This is a genomic window from Aeromonas mytilicola subsp. aquatica (assembly GCF_044336385.1).
In the GTDB taxonomy this organism is placed as follows: Bacteria; Pseudomonadota; Gammaproteobacteria; order Enterobacterales; family Aeromonadaceae; genus Aeromonas; species Aeromonas rivipollensis.
This window is the reverse complement of the sequence record NZ_CP172298.1, coordinates 1807403-1826929: the sequence shown is the minus strand read 5'-3', so window position 1 is coordinate 1826929 and position 19527 is coordinate 1807403. Positions and strand designations below refer to the sequence as shown.

Sequence of the window (19527 nt, the reverse complement as noted above, 5' to 3'; positions counted from 1 at the left end):
CAAACCCGGCCCCCATGGTTTGATTAAGGATCGACCTTGAGATTGCCTTGGTTCAACAGGTCCTGAATGATTTGCAGATCGGTCCGTGTCGAATTGGCCGTCAGATCCACATTGTCAAAGAAGATACTGTGAGTCGTGGTACCACTCCCCGAACCATCCAGATCGATCGTCAAGGTCGATTTATTCACCCCCGGACCTGATGCAAAGTTCAGGTACTGATCCAAGGACGCTGCATTGGCGTGCTCGCCACTGAGCAGTTCGCTCAGATCCAGTACATCCCCATTGGCCCCTGTGGTGAAGTCCATGATGGTGTCGGTACCACCGGCATCTCCCGCCTGCCACTTGAAGGTATCCTTGCCAGCATTGCCTGTCAGGGTGTCACTGCCCATACCACCTATTAGCAAGTCGTCGCCACCGCCTCCTATCAAGGAGTCATTGCCGGCCAGACCGCTGAGGATGTTGGCACTGCCATCACCTGTCAGAGTGTCACCAAACATCGAGCCGACCAGGTTCTCCATGTTGCTCAGACTGTCGGCGCCGGCGCCACCGGTAGCCTGGTTGTTGCCATTGACTATCACAGTGACACCGACGCCACCTGTGATGTCGATGTAACTGGCAGTGTCGTTGCCAGCACCACCGTTCAAGGTATCGTTGCCTGCGCCGCCGACGAGGATGTCGTTGCCATCTCCACCGTTCAACCCATCGTTGCCGCCACCACCGAGCAGGATGTCGTTGCCGGCATTGCCGTTGAGCGTCTCATCACCAGATCCACCAATCAGGATCTCGTCGAGATAGCTCCCGGTGAGCGTCCCGCCCTGCACATCCACAAACACCTTGGCAGTATCCGAGGTCGTGCTGTTGGTGTAGTTGAAGGACCCTTGGTAAGTGTTGGGTGTGATATTGCCCGAGGTATCATCGAAGGTCACCGAGCCCACATTGTCGGTTACCGTACCACTGACCGCGCCCGAGACCCCTATGATCGTCTGGGTAGCCGCCAGCGGCCCCGTATCGTTCACCAGCAGGGCCCAATCCGGGATGGTAGACGGATCCTGATTGGTGATGATGAAGTCATCACGCACCACGGTAGGACCTACCGCCGGATTGACGATGATGGACAAGGTGCTGGACGCAGTATCCCCATCGTTATCGATCACGCTGTAGCCAAAGCTCTGATTGATACCACCAACCGGTATGGATGATGGCGGAGTATAGGTATATACACCGTTGTCCATGTCCACCTTGAGGATGCCCCCGGCAACCGTGATTGACCATTCGTTGGTCGTCGTATTAAAGGTACCGGCTGCAGTGTTTGAGCTAGCTGAGTCAGTCTTCTGGTTGTAGGTGTAAGTGACGCCCGCAACTGTGATGGAATTGACCCAGCCACCGTCAGCCCCGGTACTCGCTGTTATCCCATCGATCAGTTGTCCGGACAGGGGGGGCGCCACAACTGTGCTGAGCAGCGTGGCTGCCAGCTGGCTGAAGTCCGTCACCACCACCGCTGTGGTGTTCGCCGGGCTAGCACCACTGACACCGTTGTAGGCGATGGGATTGAGCGCCGACTGAGTAGCCCCAGACCCCATCCCAAGCGCAAAGGAGTTGATGTTGTTCGCCGTCAGGAAGTCAGTCCAATCTTTCTCGTTCGCGGCACTGATCCCATCACCATCACCCAAGCTGTTGGCACCATCCGGAACAGTGGCTGGGTTGCTGACGTTGCTCGCGTTGGGCAAGCCATCCGACATGAAGTAGGAGACGTTTTGCGCTCCGACTATCTTGTTGCTCGCCGCAAAGGCGTTGATGGCATCGTTCAGTGCATCATCGTAGTTTGTCGAATCTGTCGACGACAGGCCAAGAATGATCGTCTTGGCCGCATCGACGCTCACCCAGGTCCCTGTGGGATTGGATGCCAAGGTAGCAAAGGTGATGATGTTAACCATCACATTGCCGTAGGCACTGTATTTATCGAGCAGCTCCAGTGCCGACTTCTGCATGACCTGCAACCGACTCATGCCCTGATACCCAGATGATTCATCCATACTGCCGGAGATATCGAGGATCAGCATCAGGTTGGTGTTTTGCACCTGAGTAGCCTGACCGGCATTGGTCACGGCATTCGCCGTCGGGGCATCATCGCTGATGACCACCTGGAGATTACCGGTACCAACATCCCCCGTGGCATCCGTGGCTGACACCACGAACAGCGGGCCATTGACCGTGTCATCATCCCCTTGCACGCTGTGCGTGAGCACATTGTCCTTGAGCGTGTAGGTGTAGTTCACCGAGAACGGCCCACCGCTCGGACCAGTTACCCCGGTCACGACCAGCGTTCCCTGCGCGTTGTCTACCAGCGTCTGGCTGCCACCGCTGACCAGGTTGTAGACCCCACCACCAATGGTCAGTGCAGTGAGGTTCTCGCCTTGCGTGTTGACAGTGAAACTGCCGGTGAATATCTCGGAGTTGCCTACGGCCGCCGAACCGGCCGGCTCGCTGCCACGGACCGGCAGACCCTCTTCATCCACCGTTGCATTGCCGATGGTCAGCACTGGCGTACGGGTATCCTGACCGATGTTGATGGTCAGGGTCGCCGGGTCTGTGTCGTTGTCACCATCCTTGAGTGTGTAGGTGAACACGTCTGTTGCCCCGACCGGGACCGAGGTCGCGGTCAGCGTGTAGCTGTACTCGCCATCCGGGCCCATGGTCAGGTTGCCGTACTGGCCCGTGACCGTGAAGCCACCCGACGGGTTGCTGTCGGTGCTGCCATTGAAGCCGACGACCTGGCTGACCGCCGCGTCGTCTGCCCCCTTGACGTCAGCCCCCGCACCACCGGCACCGCCCGTGGTACCCAGCCCGGTGATGACGTTGCCGGTGACCGGGGTGAACACCCCTTCGACGACGCTGTCCGCATCGTTGTTGGCTGTCGGGGCATCATCGCTGATGACCACCTGGAGATTACCGGTACCAACATCCCCCGTGGCATCCGTGGCTGACACCACGAACAGCGGGCCATTGACCGTGTCATCATCCCCTTGCACGCTGTGCGTGAGCACATTGTCCTTGAGCGTGTAGGTGTAGTTCACCGAGAACGGCCCACCGCTCGGACCGGTTACCCCGGTCACGACCAGCGTCCCCTGCGCGTTGTCTACCAGCGTCTGGCTGCCGCCGCTGACCAGGTTGTAGATCCCACCACCAATGGTCAGTGCAGTGAGGTTCTCACCTTGCGTATTGACGGTGAAACTGCCGGTGAATATCTCGGAGTTGCCTACGGCCGCCGAACCGGCCGGCTCGCTGCCACGTACCGGCAGACCCTCTTCATCCACCGTTGCATTGCCGATGGTCAGCACTGGCGTACGGGTATCCTGACCGATGTTGATGGTCAGGGTCGCCGGGTCTGTGTCGTTGTCACCATCCTTGAGTGTGTAGGTGAACACGTCTGTTGCCCCGACCGGGACTGAGGTCGCGGTCAGCGTGTAGCTGTACTCGCCATCCGGGCCCATGGTCAGGTTGCCGTACTGGCCCGTGACCGTGAAGCCACCCGATGCGTTGCTGTCGGTGCTGCCATTGAAGCCGACGACCTGGCTGACCGCCGCGTCGTCTGCCCCCTTGACGTCAGCCCCCGCACCACCGGCACCGCCCGTGGTACCCAGCCCGGTGATGACGTTGCCGGTGACCGGGGTGAACACCCCTTCGACGGCGCTGTCCGCATCGTTGTTGGCTGTCGGGGCATCATCGCTGATGACCACCTGGAGATTACCGGTACCAACATCCCCCGTGGCATCCGTGGCTGACACCACGAACAGCGGGCCATTGACCGTGTCATCATCCCCTTGCACGCTGTGCGTGAGCACATTGTCCTTGAGCGTGTAGGTGTAGTTCACCGAGAACGGCCCACCGCTCGGACCGGTCACCCCGGTCACGACCAGCGTCCCCTGCGCGTTGTCTACCAGCGTCTGGCTGCCGCCGCTGACCAGGTTGTAGATCCCACCACCAATGGTCAGTGCAGTGAGGTTCTCACCTTGCGTATTGACGGTGAAACTGCCGGTGAATATCTCGGAGTTGCCTACGGCCGCCGAACCGGCCGGCTCGCTGCCACGTACCGGCAGACCCTCTTCATCCACCGTTGCATTGCCGATGGTCAGCACTGGCGTACGGGTATCCTGACCGATGTTGATGGTCAGGGTCGCCGGGTCTGTGTCGTTGTCACCATCCTTGAGTGTGTAGGTGAACACGTCTGTTGCCCCGACCGGGACTGAGGTCGCGGTCAGCGTGTAGCTGTACTCGCCATCCGGGCCCATGGTCAGGTTGCCGTACTGGCCCGTGACCGTGAAGCCACCCGATGCGTTGCTGTCGGTGCTGCCATTGAAGCCGACGACCTGGCTGACCGCCGCGTCGTCTGCCCCTTTGACGTCAGCCCCCGCACCACCGGCACCGCCCGTGGTACCCAGCCCGGTGATGACGTTGCCGGTGACCGGGGTGAACACCCCTTCGACGGCGCTGTCCGCATCGTTGTTGGCTGTCGGGGCATCATCGCTGATGACCACCTGGAGATTACCGGTACCAACATCCCCCGTGGCATCCGTGGCTGACACCACGAACAGCGGGCCATTGACCGTGTCATCATCCCCTTGCACGCTGTGCGTGAGCACATTGTCCTTGAGCGTGTAGGTGTAGTTCACCGAGAACGGCCCACCGCTCGGACCGGTCACCCCGGTCACGACCAGCGTTCCCTGCGCGTTGTCTACCAGCGTCTGGCTGCCACCGCTGACCAGGTTGTAGACCCCACCACCAATGGTCAGTGCAGTGAGGTTCTCACCTTGCGTATTGACGGTGAAACTGCCGGTGAATATCTCGGAATTGCCTACGGCCGCCGAACCGGCCGGCTCGCTGCCACGGACCGGCAGACCCTCTTCATCCACCGTTGCATTGCCGATGGTCAGCACTGGCGTACGGGTATCTTGGCCGATGTTGATGGTCAGGGTCGCCGGGTCTGTGTCGTTGTCACCATCCTTGAGTGTGTAGGTGAACACGTCTGTTGCCCCGACCGGGACTGAGGTCGCGGTCAGCGTGTAGCTGTACTCGCCATCCGGGCCCATGGTCAGGTTGCCGTACTGGCCCGTGACCGTGAAGCCACCCGATGCGTTGCTGTCGGTGCTGCCATTGAAGCCGACGACCTGGCTGACCGCCGCGTCGTCTGCCCCCTTGACGTCAGCCCCCGCACCACCGGCACCGCCCGTGGTACCCAGCCCGGTGATGACGTTGCCGGTGACCGGGGTGAACACCCCTTCGACGGCGCTGTCCGCATCGTTGTTGGCTGTCGGGGCATCATCGCTGATGACCACCTGGAGATTACCGGTACCAACATCCCCCGTGGCATCCGTGGCTGACACCACGAACAGCGGGCCATTGACCGTGTCATCATCCCCTTGCACGCTGTGCGTGAGCACATTGTCCTTGAGCGTGTAGGTGTAGTTCACCGAGAACGGCCCACCGCTCGGACCGGTTACCCCGGTCACGACCAGCGTCCCCTGCGCGTTGTCTACCAGCGTCTGGCTGCCGCCGCTGACCAGGTTGTAGACCCCACCACCAATGGTCAGTGCAGTGAGGTTCTCACCTTGCGTATTGACGGTGAAACTGCCGGTGAATATCTCGGAGTTGCCTACGGCCGCCGAACCGGCCGGCTCGCTGCCACGTACCGGCAGACCCTCTTCATCCACCGTTGCATTGCCGATGGTCAGCACTGGCGTACGGGTATCCTGACCGATGTTGATGGTCAGGGTCGCCGGGTCTGTGTCGTTGTCACCATCCTTGAGTGTGTAGGTGAACACGTCTGTTGCCCCGACCGGGACTGAGGTCGCGGTCAGCGTGTAGCTGTACTCGCCATCCGGGCCCATGGTCAGGTTGCCGTACTGGCCCGTGACCGTGAAGCCACCCGACGGGTTGCTGTCGGTGCTGCCATTGAAGCCGACGACCTGGCTGACCGCCGCGTCGTCTGCCCCCTTGACGTCAGCCCCCGCACCACCGGCACCGCCCGTGGTACCCAGCCCGGTGATGACGTTGCCGGTAACCGGGGTGAACACCCCTTCGACGGCGCTGTCCGCATCGTTGTTGGCTGTCGGGGCATCATCGCTGATGACCACCTGGAGATTACCGGTACCAACATCCCCCGTGGCATCCGTGGCTGACACCACGAACAGCGGGCCATTGACCGTGTCATCATCCCCTTGCACGCTGTGCGTGAGCACATTGTCCTTGAGCGTGTAGGTGTAGTTCACCGAGAACGGCCCACCGCTCGGACCGGTCACCCCGGTCACGACCAGCGTCCCCTGCGCGTTGTCTACCAGCGTCTGGCTGCCGCCGCTGACCAGGTTGTAGATCCCACCACCAATGGTCAGTGCAGTGAGGTTCTCACCTTGCGTATTGACGGTGAAACTGCCGGTGAATATCTCGGAGTTGCCTACGGCCGCCGAACCGGCCGGCTCGCTGCCACGTACCGGCAGACCCTCTTCATCCACCGTTGCATTGCCGATGGTCAGCACTGGCGTACGGGTATCCTGACCGATGTTGATGGTCAGGGTCGCCGGGTCTGTGTCGTTGTCACCATCCTTGAGTGTGTAGGTGAACACGTCTGTTGCCCCGACCGGGACTGAGGTCGCGGTCAGCGTGTAGCTGTACTCGCCATCCGGGCCCATGGTCAGGTTGCCGTACTGGCCCGTGACCGTGAAGCCACCCGATGCGTTGCTGTCGGTGCTGCCATTGAAGCCGACGACCTGGCTGACCGCCGCGTCGTCTGCCCCTTTGACGTCAGCCCCCGCACCACCGGCACCGCCCGTGGTACCCAGCCCGGTGATGACGTTGCCGGTGACCGGGGTGAACACCCCTTCGACGGCGCTGTCCGCATCGTTGTTGGCCATTGGCACATCGTCTTCGACATGGATCAGGAAGCTGCCGGCCAAGGTGCCAGTGCCGCCTGTGGCCTTCAGGATGCTGGTGAAATCCAGGGTCAGCAGTTCGTTGTCATCGCCATTACCCAGCGGATGATCCAGCGACTTGACCAAGTTGAACTGATAGCTGCCATTTGAACCGACCTGAAGTGTGAACACAGTCGCCCCATTGGCCGTGGCAGTCAGGGTATCACCCACTACCGTATAGACCAGCGCCACGCCACCCGAACTGGCCGGGGTTACACCACTGGTATTAGTGTTGAGGCTGATGGTCGCGGAATTGTCCGGGCCGACAATCAAGGGGGCAACGGTGCCACTGACGCTATTGGTGACGCTGTCACTATCGGTGATCCCACTTGGCAACTCATCCTCATCGACATAAGCCTGCACCGAGCCCACATCTTCGACATACAGATGCAGGGTGGCCGTGGCCGGATCGCCGTCCTTATCGATCAGGATGTATTGGAAGTCTTCGGTGAGATCACCATTCACATTGGCGGGAGCTTGATAACTCCATGCCCCAGTGGAGAAGTTGAAGCTCAGCTTGCCACCCGCGGGAGTAGTGACGGCCGTCAGCTGCTGATCGCCATCGAGCACCCCGTCCCAGCTGTAGGTGGTCGCGCCAATCTTGATGGACTGGATATAACCTGGACCATCAGCGCCATAGGCATCATCGTCCCCACCACCCACGACATTGTTTGAGCCGCTGAGCACATTGCCTTGCACCAGGCCGCCTATCACCTGATTGAGCAGGGTGTTGACTAGGTCACTGAAGTTATTAACCCGCAGCGGCATGTTGTTCGGGCCGGCATCCAGGTCGACTTCTTGCAGGCGGACATCATTGATCCCATTGCCAATGCCTATGGTGGTGACATTGACTAGGTTGGTATCGACGAAATTGTTCCAGTTGGTTGCCACCGTGTTGGTGAGTGAAGCACCACCTGGGCCGGTTTGTTCATTGGGGTCACCATCGCTGATGAAGACCACCTGGTTACTCCAACCCGGGATGGGCGTGTAAGAGATCATGGTCTGCTCAATGGCATCGGTGAAGTCGGTGCTGCCATTGAATGGACGTATACCGCCGGGCTCCTGTGGGTTCAACGAATTAACCAGATTAGTGAACGCGGTGACATTATCGGTTGGCAGATAAGCAATAGAATCGCCGGAAAATGCCACGATCTGGATCTTGACTTGGCCACCAGAGGTATTGAACAGCGCCTGTCCTGCAGTACGTACTGCATCCAGCATGATGTTCAGCTCGCTATTGTCGATACTGCCGCTGAAGTCGAGCACGAATACCATATTGATGTTCTGAGACTGACCGGCAAGCACGGTAGCGTAGTCATCTTGGGCCACAGGAATATCATCCTGCACATCGATGACGAATGACCCTTTCGTGAAGCCCTGGACCCGATCACCATCCCCATCGGTAGCAACCAGGACACCCGAGAAGTCGATAGGTACCGGCAGCAACTCATTATCGCCATTCGGCAACCCTTCCTTGACAGGATGATCCAGCGGTCCCTTCAGGGTGAAGGAGTAATCACCGTCAGCAGCCACGGTCAAGGTGAAGATCACTGTCCCGCCTGCGGTTGCTGTCAACACATTGCCCGCCACGCTATAACTCAGCGCCACGCCACCGCTGCTCAGCCCTTGTGAGACCAGTGAACTGACGTTATTCGACAGACTGAATACGCCAGGACCATCGGCCCCGAATTCCACCAAGGTATTCAGAGAGCCCGAAGTATCACTGACCGTGGTGGTCTGCCCGGGCCCTTCATGGTTGCCCTCATGGGGAGCACCGCCAGCCAGTGTCAGGGCATCCTCCTGTACCGAGCCATGCACAGTGGGGCCTTGCCCATTACCAGACTGCACGGGGCCATCGTCCTCGAAGCGGAACACGCCGCCGGTCCCCAGATCGATGCTGGCCTTGGCGTTGTCGCCATCGGCATCGGTCACTGTCTGCACCAGGGTCAGCACACCGCTGTTCAGGGTCAGGCTGACGCTGTCATCATGGCTGCCGGTATTACCGTGCCAGACATTGTCCAGCAGCTTCAGGGTCACGGCGCCCGTGGCCGGATCTATGGTGAGGGTGAAGTAGCTCACCCCGTTGGCGCTGCCGGTAATGACATTGCCCACTTGATTGAGCACTATCTGAGTGCCCTGACCATTGGCGGCCAGCGGATCAACCGCATAGAGGCCGCTCGCCACATTGCTGCCAGTGAGGGCCAGGTTGTAGCCGATACTGCCCGCCCCGTCCGCCCCGAACGCATGGCTGAACTGGGCTTGCACCGTAGCGGCGGCCAGGGTCGCGCTGACGATACCGTCACCACCCACGCCGCCCAGCGCCGGCAGGCTCTCGTCCACCTTCACCGACCCCAGACTCGGGGCCTGAGTTGCCAACCCGGCCGTCGGGCCATCGTCCTCGAAGCGGAACACGCCGCCGGTCCCCAGATCGATGCTGGCCTTGGCGTTATCGCCATCGGCATCGGTCACTGTCTGCACCAGGGTCAGCACACCGCTGTTCAGGGTCAGGCTGACGCTGTCATCATGGCTGCCGGTATTACCGTGCCAGACATTGTCCAGCAGCTTCAGGGTCACGGCGCCAGTGGCCGGATCTATGGTGAGGGTGAAGTAGCTCACCCCGTTGGCGCTGCCGGTGATGACATTGCCCACTTGGTTGAGCACTATCTGAGTGCCCTGGCCATTGGCGGCCAGCGGATCAACCGCATAGAGACCGCTCGCCACATTGCTGCCAGTGAGGGCCAGGTTGTAGCCGATACTGCCCGCCCCGTCCGCCCCGAACGCATGGCTGAACTGGGCTTGCACCGTAGCGGCGGCCAGGGTCGCGCTGACGATACCGTCACCACCCACGCCGCCCAGCGCCGGCAGGCTCTCGTCCACCTTCACCGACCCCAGACTCGGGGCCTGAGTTGCCAACCCGGCCGTTGGACCATCGTCCTCAAAGCGGAACACGCCGCCGGTCCCCAGATCGATGCTGGCCTTGGCGTTGTCGCCATCGGCATCGGTCACCGTCTGCACCAGGGTCAGCACACCGCTGTTCAGGGTCAGGCTGACGCTGTCATCATGGCTGCCGGCATTACCGTGCCAGACATTGTCCAGCAGCTTCAGGGTCACGGCGCCCGTGGCCGGATCTATGGTGAGGGTGAAGTAGCTCACCCCGTTGGCGCTGCCGGTAATGACATTGCCCACTTGGTTGAGCACTATCTGAGTGCCCTGACCATTGGCGGCCAGCGGATCAACCGCATAGAGGCCGCTCGCCACATTGCTGCCAGTGAGGGCCAGGTTGTAGCCGATACTGCCCGCCCCGTCCGCCCCGAACGCATGGCTGAACTGGGCTTGCACCGTAGCGGCGGCCAGGGTCGCGCTGACGATACCGTCACCACCCACGCCGCCCAGCGCCGGCAGGCTCTCGTCCACCTTCACCGACCCCAGACTCGGGGCCTGAGTTGCCAACCCGGCCGTCGGGCCATCGTCCTCGAAGCGGAACACGCCGCCGGTCCCGAGATCGATGCTGGCCTTGGCGTTATCGCCATCGGCATCGGTCACTGTCTGCACCAGGGTCAGCACACCGCTGTTCAGGGTCAGGCTGACGCTGTCATCATGGCTGCCGGTATTACCGTGCCAGACATTGTCCAGCAGCTTCAGGGTCACGGCGCCAGTGGCCGGATCTATGGTGAGGGTGAAGTAGCTCACCCCGTTGGCGCTGCCGGTAATGACATTGCCCACTTGGTTGAGCACTATCTGAGTGCCCTGGCCATTGGCGGCCAGCGGATCAACCGCATAGAGGCCGCTCGCCACATTGCTGCCAGTGAGGGCCAGGTTGTAGCCGATGTTACCCGCCCCGTCCGCACCGAACGCATGGCTGAACTGGGCTTGCACCGTAGCGGCGGCCAGGGTCGCGCTGACGATACCGTCACCGCCCACGCCGCCCAGCGCCGGCAGACTCTCATCCACCTTCACCGACCCCAGACTCGGGGCCTGAGTTGCCAGCCCTGCGGTCGGACCATCGTCCTCGAAGCGGAACACGCCGCCGGTCCCCAGATCGATGCTGGCCTTGGCATTGTCGCCATCGGCATCGGTCACTGTCTGCACCAGGGTCAGCACACCGCTGTTCAGGGTCAGGCTGACGCTGTCATCGTGACTGCCGGTATTGCCGTGCCAGACATTGTCCAGCAGGTTCAGGGTCACGGCACCCGTTGCCGGATCTATGGTGAGGGTGAAGTAGCTCACCCCGTTGGCGCTGCCGGTGATGACATTGCCCACTTGATTGAGCACTATCTGAGTGCCCTGGCCATTGGCGGCCAGCGGATCAACCGCATAGAGGCCGCTCGCCACATTGCTGCCATTGAGGGCCAGGTTGTAGCCGATGTTGCCGGCCCCGTCCGCACCGAAGGCGTGGCTGAACTGGGCTTGCACCGTAGCGGCGGCCAGGGTCGCGCTGACGATACCGTCACCGCCCACACCGCCCAGTGCCGGCAGGCTCTCGTCCACCTTCACCGACCCCAGACTCGGGGCCTCACCGGCCAGTCCTGCGGTCGGACCATCATCCTCGAAGCGGAACGTCCCGTTGACGCCCAGATCGATGCTGGCCTTGGCATTGTCGCCATCGGCATCGGTGACGGTCTGCACCAGGGTCAGCACACCGCTGTTCAGGGTCAGGCTGACGCTGTCATCGTGATTGCCGGTATTGCCGTGCCAGACATTGTCCAGCAGCTTCAGGGTCACGGCGCCCGTGGTCGGATCTATGGTGAGGGTGAAGTAGCTCACCCCGTTGGCGCTGCCGGTGATGACATTGCCCACTTGATTGAGCACTATCTGAGTGCCCTGGCCATTGGCGGCCAGCGGATCAACCGCATAGAGGCCGCTCGCCACATTGCTGCCAGTGAGGGCCAGGTTGTAGCCGATATTGCCCGCCCCGTCCGCACCGAAGGCGTGGCTGAACTGGGCTTGCACCGTAGCGGCGGCCAGGGTCGCGCTGACGATACCGTCACCGCCCACGCCGCCCAGCGCCGGCAGACTCTCATCCACCTTCACCGACCCCAGACTCGGGGCCTCACCGGCCAGTCCTGCGGTCGGGCCATCGTCCTCGAAGCGGAACGTCCCGTTGACGCCCAGATCGATGCTGGCCTTGGCGTTGTCGCCATCGGCATCGGTCACTGTCTGCACCAGGGTCAGCACACCGCTGTTCAGGGTCAGGCTGACGCTGTCATCGTGATTGCCGGTATTGCCGTGCCAGACATTGTCCAGCAGGTTCAGGGTCACGGCGCCCGTGGTCGGATCTATGGTGAGGGTGAAGTAGCTCACCCCGTTGGCGCTGCCGGTGATGACATTGCCCACTTGGTTGAGCACTATCTGAGTGCCCTGACCATTGGCGGCCAGCGGATCAACCGCATAGAGGCCGCTCGCCACATTGCTGCCATTGAGGGCCAGGTTGTAGCCGATGTTGCCCGCCCCGTCCGCACCGAAGGCGTGGCTGAACTGGGCTTGCACCGTAGCGGCGGCCAGGGTCGCGCTGACGATACCGTCACCGCCCACGCCACCCAGCGCCGGCAGACTCTCGTCCACCTTCACCGACCCCAGACTCGGGGCCTGAGTTGCCAGCCCTGCGGTCGGGCCATCGTCCTCGAAGCGGAACACGCCGCCGGTCCCCAGATCGATGCTGGCCTTGGCGTTGTCGCCATCGGCATCGGTCACTGTCTGCACCAGGGTCAGCACACCGCTGTTCAGGGTCAGGCTGACGCTGTCATCATGGTTGCCGGTATTGCCGTGCCAGACATTGTCCAGCAGGTTCAGGGTCACGGCGCCCGTGGCCGGATCTATGGTGAGGGTGAAGTAGCTCACCCCGTTGGCGCTGCCGGTGATGACATTGCCCACTTGGTTGAGCACTATCTGAGTGCCCTGGCCATTGGCGGCCAGTGGATCAACCGCATAGAGGCCGCTCGCCACATTGCTGCCATTGAGGGCCAGGTTGTAGCCGATGTTGCCCGCCCCGTCCGCACCGAAGGCATGGCTGAACTGGGCTTGCACCGTAGCGGCGGCCAGGGTCGCGCTGACGATACCGTCACCGCCCACGCCGCCCAGCGCCGGCAGACTCTCATCCACCTTCACCGACCCCAGACTCGGGGCCTCACCGGCCAGTCCTGCGGTCGGGCCATCGTCCTCGAAGCGGAACGTCCCGTTGACGCCCAGATCGATGCTGGCCTTGGCGTTGTCGCCATCGGCATCGGTCACTGTCTGCACCAGGGTCAGCACACCGCTGTTCAGGGTCAGGCTGACACCGTCATCGTGACTGCCGGTATTGCCGTGCCAGACATTGTCCAGCAGGTTCAGGGTCACGGCACCGGTGGCCGGATCTATGGTGAGGGTGAAGTAGCTCACTCCGTTGGCGCTGCCAGTAATAACATTGCCCACTTGGTTGAGCACTATCTGAGTGCCCTGACCATTGGCGGCCAGCGGATCAACCGCATAGAGGCCGCTCGCCACATTGTTGCCATTGAGGGCCAGGTTGTAGCCGATGCTGCCCGCCCCGTCCGCACCGAAGGCATGGCTGAACTGGGCTTGCACCGTAGCGGCGGCCAGGGTCGCGCTGACGATACCGTCACCGCCCACACCGCCCAGCGCCGGCAGGCTCTCATCCACCTTCACCGACCCCAGACTCGGGGCCTCACCGGCCAGTCCTGCGGTCGGGCCATCGTCCTCGAAGCGGAACGTCCCGTTGACGCCCAGATCGATACTGGCCTTGGCGTTGTCGCCATCGGCATCGGTCACTGTCTGCACCAGGGTCAGCACACCGCTGTTCAGGGTCAGGCTGACGCTGTCATCGTGGTTGCCGGTATTGCCGTGCCAGACATTGTCCAGCAGGTTCAGGGTCACGGCGCCAGTGGCCGGATCTATGGTGAGGGTGAAGTAGCTCACCCCGTTGGCGCTGCCGGTGATGACATTGCCCACTTGATTGAGCACTATCTGAGTGCCCTGACCATTGGCGGCCTGCGGATCAACCGCATAGAGGCCGCTCGCCACATTGCTGCCATTGAGGGCCAGGTTGTAGCCGATGCTGCCCGCCCCGTCCGCACCGAAGGCATGGCTGAACTGGGCTTGCACCGTAGCGGCAGCCAGGGTCGCGCTGACGATACCGTCACCGCCCACACCGCCCAGCGCCGGCAGGCTCTCATCCACCTTCACCGACCCCAGACTCGGGGCCTCACCGGCCAGTCCTGCGGTCGGGCCATCGTCCTCGAAGCGGAACGTCCCGTTGACGCCCAGATCGATGCTGGCCTTGGCGTTGTCGCCATCGGCATCGGTCACTGTCTGCACCAGGGTCAGTACACCGCTGTTCAGGGTCAGGCTAACGCTGTCATCGTGGTTGCCGGTATTGCCGTGCCAGACATTGTCCAGCAGGTTCAGGGTCACGGCGCCAGTGGCCGGATCTATGGTGAGGGTGAAGTAGCTCACCCCGTTGGCGCTGCCGGTGATGACATTGCCCACTTGATTGAGCACTATCTGAGTGCCCTGACCATTGGCGGCCAGCGGGTCAACCGCATAGAGGCCGCTTGCCACATTGCTGCCATTGAGGGCCAGGTTGTAGCCGATATTGCCCGCCCCGTCCGCACCGAAGGCATGAGTAAATTGGGACTGTACGGCGGCACCACTCAACACCGCGCTTGCAATACCATCACTACCTGCCCCATCCAGGACTGGTAGGCTCTCATCCACCACAATGGAGCCTGGACGTTGGAACTCGACGGCCAAGCCTGAAGCCGGGCCATCGTCCTCGAAGCGGAACACGCCGCCGGTCCCCAGATCGATGCTGGCCTTGGCGTTGTCGCCATCGGCATCGGTCACTGTCTGCACCAGGGTCAACACACCGCTGTTCAACGTCAGGCTGACGCTGTCATCGTGATTGCCGGTATTGCCGTGCCAGACATTGTCCAGCAGGTTCAGGGTCACGGCGCCAGTGGCCGGATCTATGGTGAGGGTGAAGTAGCTCACCCCGTTGGCGCTGCCGGTGATGACATTGCCCACTTGATTGAGCACTATCTGAGTGCCCTGGCCATTGGCGGCCTGCGGATCAACCGCATAGAGGCCGCTCGCCACATTGCTGCCGCTGAGGGCCAGATTGTAGCCGATGCTGCCCGCCCCGTCCGCACCGAAGGCATGGCTGAACTGGGCTTGCACCACGGCTGCCGCCAGGGTCGCACTACCTATGCCATCGCTGTCTGCACCATCCAAGGCAGGCAAGCTCTCATCCACGCTGACCACACCCAGCTCACCGGCCCCAGGGAGCAGGCGCACGCTGGGTACGTCATCCAGTATCACCACATCCAGACTGGCGCTGGTGCTGTCACCGTCGCTGTCCGTCAGCGCGACGTTGAAACTCTCGGTCAGGGCAGTGTCATTGGCAGGCTGGGTGTGAGCCTCGTTATCGCTCAGGGTGTAGCTGTAGGTCACAGTGCCGGCGCCTGTCACCGGGTTGTAGCTGATGCCTGTCACCAACAGCTGATTGCCCAGAGGGCTCGGGATCGCCTGCGGGAAACTGCTGATGACCTGACCGTTACTGATGAGTACCACGCCACCCAGAGCCAGGCTCTGGATGCCATCTGCCGCGTTGAAGGTGAAGGCGCCGCTCTTGGTCAGGCCAGCAGCATCCGGGCTGCTGCCATCGGCCAGTGCCGCTTCATTCAGAACAAGCTCGCCCCCTTCGACCTGCAGCCCGCCCAAGGAGACTGTTTCATCCGTGGGGGTAATGGTAATGGTCAGAATGGAGTTATTGGTATCGTCGCCATCTGTCACTATGTAGTTGGCTGGCGGCACAGGGCCTGTGTAATTGAGTGCCGGAGTGAAGGTGTAGGAGCCGTCGGCATTGATGATGAGGGTGCCTATCCCGTCCAATGAGCTCTCGACACCGGCCAGAATGCCGATGTTGCTGCCCCAGCTATAGGAAACAATCGATGTGTCTTGAGGGCCATCCGAGTTGCTGCTGTTGAGCAGCAGGTTGCCACTGATGGCTTGGTCTTCCTGGGTGACTTCAGATTCATCCAGATCATCGAGCTCATTCTCTGGCAGAAGATCGTCTTCCTGCAGCACATTCTGATCGAGCAAGGCGTCATAACTGGTATCAAATCCGGCCTCGGCTATGGTCGCATCACCGACACGATCGATGACGACAAAGCCGCCGTTGCCACTGGCCCCCGCGACCCCGCCGATGCCGCCACCCCCACCAGCGGCAGGCGCCCCGCCGGCTGCGGCGGCTTCAAAGTCCTTGGTCGGGTCGACCCCTTGCAGGATGGATTCTTGCAAGGCCGCAATTTCTGGAGGGAGGTTGCTGTTCTCGGCCGATGATGAGGGTTGCCCTTCGGCCGGTGTATCTGTCTCGGCGGGGGCAGCTGCGGCCTGCCCGGGGTTGTCATCGTAGGGTGCCAACATCAATTTCGCATCGTCGGCAATATTGAGCTTGGCGCCCGGTTGCAATATCTCGCCAGGCTGGAGAGGACGGCTGCTGCCATCGGCAAGCAGGATCTGAACATTGCCTTCCACGGAAGAGACGACGACGGTTTTGTCGATGATTTGGGTGCGCATATCCATTGCTCCAGGGTGACAGATCTTGATGCCTACACTCTAGATGCGCGCCCATCGAGCTTCAGTTGCAAAAATGTACAACATTGAATCTGTTTGGCTTCATCCGATGCAGCGAATCGAATGAATATTTTTTACACAGACAAATCAATACACTAACAACTCGCCTTTCAGCCCTTCTGCATGTTCATCGCAGCAAAGCACCTTCATATATTCTAAATGGATATAAAAAAGGGCCCTCATTGGGGCCCTTTCAATATGATAGCGTAATTCACGGCAGTGGGAATGCCGGATGAACGAAGCCTTGATAACCGTCTATGTGCAGACTGGCCAGCACCTCGACCTGCTGCTGATCCTCCACTCGGGTGGCGATGGTCGTGACACCCGCATTGTGGGCTGCCCGACAGACCGCAGCCAGGAAGGAGGTATCGGCTCCCGGCTCCATGACCTGGCTGGTATAGCCATGATCCACCTTGACGTAGGCAGGGGCCAGTTCCTCCAGATATCCGAGGGACTGGAAGTGGCGACCATAGTGATCGACCCCCCACAGGAAGCCCTGCTCTCGCAGCACCTCGACCAGGTTGGTCACATGCTGCTTGTGTTTCATGATGGCAGCCTCAGGGATCTCGAACAGCAGTCTCTCCTTCAACTCGCCATTCACAGCCAGATAGCCGCTCAGCCAGGTCAGGAACTCATCCGAACAGAGCGACCCTGCGGTGATGTTGACCGCGAGCACCAGCTCGGATTGCTGCTTGAACAGGGGCACGCAAGCTTCCAGAACGGCCTTGTCAAACTCGGCCCCCATCTGGAACTGCTCTATGGCGGGCAAGAACTGGCCTGCGAAATAGTCGGTCCCATCCCGCGAGATGGAAGCGAACAGCTCGGCATGCAGGCGCGTACCATCATCGAAGCGACAGGCAGGCTGCGCCTTGAAGCGCCACAGGTTTCGGGCCATTGCATCCTGTACCAGATCACGCCAGGCCAGGCGCCCCATCAACCCCTGATCCGAGCCCCCTTCCATGACGACGGCACCCCGTCGCTCGTTGCGCGCCTTGCCCAGCGCATTGTCCGCCTTGGTCAGCAGGGCGGAGAGGTCATCATCGCCATCACGGCCGGCGATCCCGACCACGGAGAGCGCACCGCTCTCACCCATGGGATTGACCACCAGATCGGCGATACGGCTATTGATAAGCTCCGCCAGATCCTTGAGCTGTGACAGATCATCGGTAGGACAGAGCAGGGCGTATTCGGTGGCCGAGATCCGGGCCAGCGCCGCACCATCCCAGCCGTCCAGCAGCTCCCTGAGCACCTGGGCGATGGACTTGACCATGTTGTCCCGCGCCGCATAGCCTTCCTCACGATAGAGATCGTCCAGCATGTCGACGGCCACCAGCATGACGCCCCCCTGTCCCGCTTCGGCGATCCAGGCATTGACCTGTCCCACGAAGTAGGAGCGGTTGCCGAGCCCGGAGACCGCATCCACATAGACCCGGGCGCGCAGGTTCTCGGCTTCATCGGCCTGCTCCTTGAACTGCACCGCCAGCTTGCTCGAGAGGGTGTTGATGGCCTGCACCACCTGTTTCAACTCGCGGCTCTTGGGTTCGGGAATGGTGTGTCCGAAGTGGTGCAGCTCTATCTCGACCGCCTGCTCGCAGATGAGCTTGAGCGGTTTGAGCAGGTAGTTGAGTGCCCGCATCAGCAGAATGGTGGTGATCAGGAAGCCCACCAGGAACCAGGTCGCCAGCTCGCTCATCCCCTTCCAGAGCTCGTAGTAGGCCTGTCCCGGATGGCCCACTATCTTCAGCTTGCCCAGTTGCAACCAGCCCGAGGTCAGAATGGATTCGTTGGATACCTCAGGGAAGAGGCCCAGCTCGATGAACCACTGCGGCACTCCCTGTATGTTGCTGCTGTTTTCCAGTTCGATGACATCCTTGGAAGCCAGCAGATCGAGGCGGACCAGTCGATAGTAGCCGCCGTCGAACACGGCCTTCATGACGGATTCGGCACTCACCTTGTCCCCGTTCTCCAGATAAGGCGTCAACGCCAGACCCAGGGCGGTGGAGGTGTTGATGACTGTGGTCTCCTGCTGTTGCGCCAGATAGTTGCGGGTCGAATTGAACTGTACCCAGTAGGTGGCGGCAAACAGCAATCCGAACAGTAACAGCATGGTTGCCAATAGTTGTCTGTAGAGCGTCATAGGTTAATCATCCAAATTCACCACAGGCCGAGCCAATCGCCCTGAAGTCATGCGATTGCGTAAGTCAGTCCATAATCCCAAGCGGGATGATTGCCCGGCCAGTTCCCCTTGACCACGCGCCTTCATCAACCACAAGTGACTACCGTTAAAGCTGTAAATTGGCACCAGATCCGCCCGCTGACTGGCCGGGCGAATGGCGCCGACGAGATTGTCCAGAATGAGAGGCACTGATGCGGGCGTCTCATAATAGGCAACAACCATATGAAACTGGTTATAATCCAATGCCTTGACATATACCATCCGCATTTTTTCATCCGGGATGCCAAGCTCCAGCAGCGTAAAGTATTTGGAAATGCTGAAGTCTTCACAATCTCCGCCAGCCGCCCCCAAAAATTCCAGCGGGGTCGCCCAGTAATCCTTCTTGCGCCACAGCTTGATGTCATCGATAAACCGCATCTGATTGAAAAACTGGTTCACCTTTTCCAGCTTCTGTCGCTCCGTCAGACCCGCAGCCCGGTTCTGCATGGCCAGCGTGCGCCAGCTGGTGACCCGCTTGCCTGCACGAGGGCCATAGGTCTCCTCCGCCCGCTTGACCAGCTTCAGATCTTCCGACGACAAGGGCTGGCTGGCGCTGAGCAGCAGAGGGATAGACAGCAGCACCAGCCACAACAGCTGGAGCCGCCAACGCTGCACGGGGCGGATGAGCCATGCTGGCCAGAAGAGCCCGCGGCCCCCTGCCTTGCACCACGATGTCACATGTTTCCCCTGCGGCATGCCATTGCAATCTTCAGTTGAAAG

General features: G+C 61.0%; 3 protein-coding genes. All 3 read right to left on the bottom strand.

Annotated features, from left to right (window positions below):
• Nucleotides 1–23 precede the first annotated feature (23 nt).
• Nucleotides 24–16535 (bottom strand): retention module-containing protein, encoded by a 16512-nt coding sequence (locus tag ACFWHB_RS08510; RefSeq protein WP_395949943.1) that lies wholly within the window; start codon nucleotides 16533–16535, stop codon nucleotides 24–26.
• Between the two features lie 268 nt (nucleotides 16536–16803).
• Nucleotides 16804–18729, bottom strand: coding sequence for an EAL domain-containing protein (locus ACFWHB_RS08505; RefSeq protein ID WP_106886470.1), 1926 nt, complete (start codon nucleotides 18727–18729; stop codon nucleotides 16804–16806).
• Nucleotides 18730–18732: 3 nt separating this feature from the next.
• On the bottom strand, nucleotides 18733–19503 hold the full coding sequence (locus tag ACFWHB_RS08500; RefSeq protein WP_393936867.1) for a transglutaminase-like cysteine peptidase: 771 nt from the start codon (nucleotides 19501–19503) through the stop codon (nucleotides 18733–18735).
• Nucleotides 19504–19527: the final 24 nt, after the last annotated feature.

What these genes read in the sequence shown, in the direction of transcription:
- ACFWHB_RS08510 (WP_395949943.1), bottom strand. Translation starts at nt 16,535, where the DNA reads ATGCGCACCCAAATCATCGACAAAACCGTCGTCGTCTCTTCCGTGGAA.
- ACFWHB_RS08505 (WP_106886470.1), bottom strand. Translation starts at nt 18,729, where the DNA reads ATGACGCTCTACAGACAACTATTGGCAACCATGCTGTTACTGTTCGGA.
- ACFWHB_RS08500 (WP_393936867.1), bottom strand. Translation starts at nt 19,503, where the DNA reads ATGCCGCAGGGGAAACATGTGACATCGTGGTGCAAGGCAGGGGGCCGC.